The 5,143-nt window shown below is 34.1% G+C and carries 7 protein-coding genes; all 7 read right to left on the bottom strand.

Annotated elements, in window-relative coordinates; genetic code table 11:
- Positions 1 to 399: 399 nt before the first annotated feature.
- Positions 400 to 528, bottom strand: a complete 129-nt coding sequence (locus Wcon_RS12595) for a hypothetical protein (RefSeq protein WP_255565546.1) — start codon at positions 526 to 528, stop codon at positions 400 to 402.
- A gap of 59 nt (positions 529 to 587) precedes the next feature.
- The gene (locus Wcon_RS08460; protein WP_114517832.1) at positions 588 to 833 is read right to left on the bottom strand and encodes a hypothetical protein; all 246 of its coding nucleotides are present in this window, start codon (positions 831 to 833) and stop codon (positions 588 to 590) included.
- A 146-nt stretch (positions 834 to 979) separates the two neighbouring features.
- Positions 980 to 2,461: a recombinase family protein gene (locus Wcon_RS08465; RefSeq protein WP_114517857.1), complete on the bottom strand. Its 1,482-nt coding sequence runs from the start codon at positions 2,459 to 2,461 to the stop codon at positions 980 to 982.
- Positions 2,454 to 2,894 (bottom strand): DUF2924 domain-containing protein, encoded by a 441-nt coding sequence (locus tag Wcon_RS08470; RefSeq protein ID WP_114517858.1) that lies wholly within the window; start codon positions 2,892 to 2,894, stop codon positions 2,454 to 2,456. The genes Wcon_RS08465 and Wcon_RS08470 overlap by 8 nt, the downstream gene beginning before the upstream one ends.
- A 4-nt stretch (positions 2,895 to 2,898) precedes the next feature.
- Positions 2,899 to 3,390: an ankyrin repeat domain-containing protein gene (locus tag Wcon_RS08475; protein WP_114517859.1), complete on the bottom strand. Its 492-nt coding sequence runs from the start codon at positions 3,388 to 3,390 to the stop codon at positions 2,899 to 2,901.
- A 26-nt stretch (positions 3,391 to 3,416) separates the two neighbouring features.
- The gene (locus Wcon_RS08480) at positions 3,417 to 4,127 is read right to left on the bottom strand and encodes an ankyrin repeat domain-containing protein (protein WP_114517860.1); all 711 of its coding nucleotides are present in this window, start codon (positions 4,125 to 4,127) and stop codon (positions 3,417 to 3,419) included.
- 167 nt (positions 4,128 to 4,294) lie between these two features.
- Positions 4,295 to 5,143: phage tail protein (locus Wcon_RS08485; RefSeq protein ID WP_114517513.1), on the bottom strand; the 849-nt coding region annotated here is incomplete at its 5' end.

Below are 5,143 nucleotides of genomic sequence, written 5' to 3' on the forward strand. Positions count from 1 at the left end.
CAGCGAGTATAAGTAAAAATCATCTTTAATATGCTGACCATCTTTATTATATTTGTGTACTTCATAATAAAAGTTATCATCAACAAATTCTGAATCATTATTGAAAAAATCTATAAAATCTGTCATGATGTTAGCCTCTTTTATTAATAAACTACTAATAGTGTAACTAATATTTTTATATAAGTCAATATAAGTTAATTTATTAACTAAAATTTTGAACTAAACTCATAAGTAACTTGTCATTCCTTGCTGGAAAGATTTTCCTGCTTTTAACTATTTGTTAACATGTATCAAGATCTTCGCTATTTTATGTTAATATCCTTACATATTTGAGTATAAGTTTCTGTGAGCATTATTTATAAACGTTACAACACTAATCCATAAAACTTCTCTAATTGCTCACTCCATAGCATCGGTATTTCTCTTTTGAGCTTCCTCCATAACACAAGAAAAACTAACCTCTTTTTCAGCCAATGCCAGGCTAGTTTTTCTTTCAATTCTTAATTTGTTTTCAACTTGAATTATCATTTCCTATTGAAACAATGTTTATGGAATCACTCAAATCATACTACACTACACCAACTTGATCAGATAATAAGCACTTCCTCTTGCATAATTACTGGTGATCCATTTTCCGGCTCTATAAGGCACTTAAGTTTCTCTAATTCTGTATTATATTCAAGGCATCCAAGCTTTGCTGATATCAATTCAGCTTGCTCCATACACATAAGCTCCTGTAGATCTGGCTCCTCTGCCATTTTTGCCTGCTTAAAACAAGATTCTATTTCCTCTCTAAGTAGTTCTTTGCCTTTTAAAAAAGTTATTTTACTCATATAATCCTCTATTTGAAAAAAGCAAGTTATACAATAAAGTAACTAAAATAATCTAAATTCTTGCGTCATACTTACAGCTCTTTTTATTAACACTGCTTTATTTCCTAACCTATTCTTTGCACTTCGAATAAACTACTGTTAAAGGTTTAACCATAAAACTTCTCCAGTTGCTCACTCCATAACATCGGTATTTCTCTTAAATCAGCTAGCCTCAAATTACTTGGTTGTCTCCCATTCACTATGTCTTCCTTAATCTTTGGAGTTAAATAATTCAATCTTAAAATTTGTTGTATTCGTCTTGTACCTATATTAATTTTGGCACTCAGCTCTTTTATATTTGCGTATTTTCCCTTTTCTAGCTGACGTTTCCACAGGTGGGCTCTTACCACTGCTTTCAGTAGCGCATTATTTGTTTTGCCTTCTGGCTCGATTACTGTACATTTGTTTCCTTTCTTTTTTAACCATATCGGTATAAATTCCACCTTATCCTCTGAACTCACTTCTATTCCATTCCCTTTTACCATTACTCCCTTTATTAACTTTTTCACTACTTCTTTCTGTTTTCCGAAACTTAGATTTTTCCACTCTTCTGCTTTTTCTTCCAAATTTTCATATAGGCGCTCAGCTCTTTTCATCACTTCTTTTTCCACTTCTCCCGCTACTATAGTTCTGTTTATTGATTCACAACCTTTTCCCCTTGAATGATTGTTGCATACGTAATATCGATATCTCTTATTCTCTTTTTTTGCATACGTCAGCGTCATATTTACACTACAGCTCTTGCACTTAATTATTCCCTTTAGCAATGCTTCTTCATATTTTGCTTTTCTATATGGCTGATTCCTTATCAATTCCTGTGCTTTTTTCCATTTTTCTTCTTCTATTATTGCTTCATGTTTTCCTTCATACTGTTTGTCATAATGTCTTATCTTTCCCACATATATTGGATTTGTTATTATTCTTCTCACCGTAGCCTTTTTAAAGATATCTGATTTTGTTCTGTAACCTTGGCTATTTAACTCCCTTGCCAATTCTGCCATTGACTTCAGCTCCAAATATCTTTCAAATATATACCTTACCACTTTTGCTTCTTTCTCATTTATTATTAATTCTTTATCCTTTACATCATACCCTAGCGGCAAAGTTCCCCCCATCCATAACCCTTGCTCTTTCGATGTTGCTATTTTATTTTTTACTCTCTCCACTATCATTTCTCTTTCTAGTTGTGCTGCTCCTGATAACACTGTTTGTACGAACTTTCCCATTGGCGTATTATTATCAAATATCTGCGTTACTGCTACAAAATTTACTCTATGCCTTCTAAAAAATGATGTTACTTCGATGCTATCTTTTGTTTCCCTTGATAGTCTGTCTAATGTATATACTACCACACAATCTACTTCTCCTGCCTTTACATCTTCAAATAATTCCTTTATTGCTGGTCTTTCTAAATTTTTCCCTGAAAATCCGCCATCATCGTACCTTTTTGCCAATGCTACCCAACTCTCTCTGCTCTTTATGTATTTTTCACATGCTACTCGCTGCGCATCTAAACTGTTAAACTTTTGTTCTAGACCGTCTTCATTTGACTTTCTCGTATATATTCCACATCTTATCCCTTTACACATTTTCCCTTCCCTTTTGATCACGCAAACCAAATAGAAGCGGCCCATTATAACTCATTCCCATTATTTTTCCGGCTACTGCCGACAATGACGTGAAAAATTCTTCTCGGTAGATTAAACCCTTATCTGTTACCATTACCCCATGCGTCTCTTCACCTCTCTCCAATATCAACTCTGTTCCTGCTACTGGCAATTTGTCACTACTTATTCTCTTTCCCTTCTCTAGCCGATCTGCCAGATACTCTAGTCTTTTTATCCCCTTTCTTGACATTTCTCCATATGCTTTTTCCTGCATTCTATAAGCTAATCTTGGTATCAGATATTTCTTTGAGTATTTAGGCGCTTCTTCTCCATATACCTTCTTCCATATTTTTCTCAGCTCATCCAAAGGTTTTCTCTCTAAATTCATTACTTTCTTTTCTGTTTCTCTTTCCATATTTTCAGCCTCTCATAGAAGGTTCTATTTGTTCAAATAACTTTTCAATTCTGTCTGTTTCTTTCTTCAATATCTTGGTTATCTCTTTGCTATTTTTCGCATAATCCATTGCTATCATTCCAAATTTATCTGCTTGCTCTATTTCAGCACCTGCTTCCACTAGCTCCTCCACTATTTCTTTTTCACCTATCATACATGCAAGGTGTAGAGGTATGCATTTATTTCCATATTCCTCAGCATTTACGTCTGCTCCTGATTTTATCAATTCCCTCACGATTTCTAGACGTTTCTCCGTTACCGCTAGGTGCAGTGCTGTGTATCCTTCTATATCTTTAGCATTCACATTCGCTCCTTTTTCAACTAATAACCTCACTGTTTTTGCGTCTACTGCATAATGTAAAACTGTTCTTCCATTCTCGTCTCTTGCATAAATATTTTCATATGAGTTCTCTAATAATTCTTTTGCTGACTTATTAAATTTGCCAAGCTTTAACATAATCCACCTCACCTTTTCTTTAAATTTTAAGCCTTCCTTCTCACCACCTCATCTATCATTTCACTTACTTGGCTTATTATTTTGCTTGCTAAATTTTCACATTCTTCCTTTATTAGTGATTTGTCTCTCTTCCTTATTTCTCCTATCTCTATTATTTTTAGCTCCGGTAAATAACTCCCATTCAACATGTCTGCTATTTCTCCCACTAACCTCTCTATTCCATAGCACGTCAGTTCTCTACTTTTTGTTACTCCTCCTTGTTCTCTCAGAAATTTGCTCGCCTTTTCACTCTCTTTGCTATCACATAGGCAATACTTTTCACTTTCCCATATGTAATACATTGGTGTTGCACCGTACTTATTCAGTTGATTAACCTCAGCTCCCGCTTTTACTAGCTCTTTTATTATTTCAACTCCTGCTCCTCCTATTTTGCACGCAGAGTGGAGTGGCGTACATCCACTGACATATTGAGTGGCATTTACTTCTGCTCCCGACCTTAGCAGCACTTTTACATTTTCTAAACTCTTTGCGAATACTGCACAGTGTAGAGGTGTATAACCATTTTTATCTCTTGCATTTACCTCTGCTCCTTTTTTTATTAATAATCTCACTGTTTTGTAATCAGAGATTTCTACTGCTTGGTGCAAGATCGTCTCTCCTTCTTCATTTCTTTTATTAATATCGTTACTTGATACTTCTTTAAAAAACTTACTAAAAGATTCTTTGCTAAACTTCATACTTACCTCACAAAACTAGCTTTTCTAGCGTTAGATAAATTTCTTATATTTACCTGCTGCTATTCAAGTCATGTCCTTTTTAGCATGAGAAAGCAAGTCTTTTTCTTTTTATTTCATACATTTTTACCTATTATTAATATAATATATGAGGATCTAAATATAAGTATTTAACTTATTATACATATTGCTTGACTATTTTTCCAACTTCTGTGCAAATGTCGATGTTCGTGCCACTTCAGTACTCCTGGGTAAAATACCAAAATATGCTTTTCTAATTCATGTATTGAGTCTTTTTGCTCTAAATCGTTTTTATAGTAAACATTGTGTTCTGCTAAAACATAGTTTGTAATCTTTTGATCAGTATAATTTTCTACTTTGTAGTTGTGAGTAATACTGAATCTTTCCAAAATTGGCTTGTGTTTTAAATTCCAATATTGCCCTGAAAGTTTATCGCTTCCCAATACAAATTTATTTCCTCTTTCTTCTACGCTACTAACTGGAAAGCACGTATTTATGTCTCCTAAATCCCAACTGTCTGATAATACTATCTGCGCTTTTGCAAATTTAATCGATGGTAATAAACTCTGTGGTAATGGATATAGTGCTTTTAAGTTGTACCACAAATGATCTCTTTCATAGATGCCTTTATAATCCCTTGTGTGAGGCTCGGTTTCTCCAAGGATTGCTACATCTAGGCGATATATATCATTGCTTAAAGCTCGTTCATAATGATCGCGTAGATAGTTTTCTATAATCCTAATAACTGGACCACTAGACCTGAAAAAATTTACTCTTCCAAATGATAACACTGGTCCATCTTTTTCTATTTTTACCCCTGAATAATCAGAAAGAAGATCTCCAAATAAACTCTCATCCAATATAAATCTCTGCGCATTATAATAATCGTTAAAAATCCTCATCAATCTGGATCTTACAGGCAGTGATAGTTTTGCCAGCTCTACTACTGCATCTACGAAGAAGTCATTTGGTACCTCTTTTATCCCTACTTGCAACTC

The sequence above is a fragment of the Wolbachia endosymbiont of Cylisticus convexus genome, from assembly GCF_003344345.1.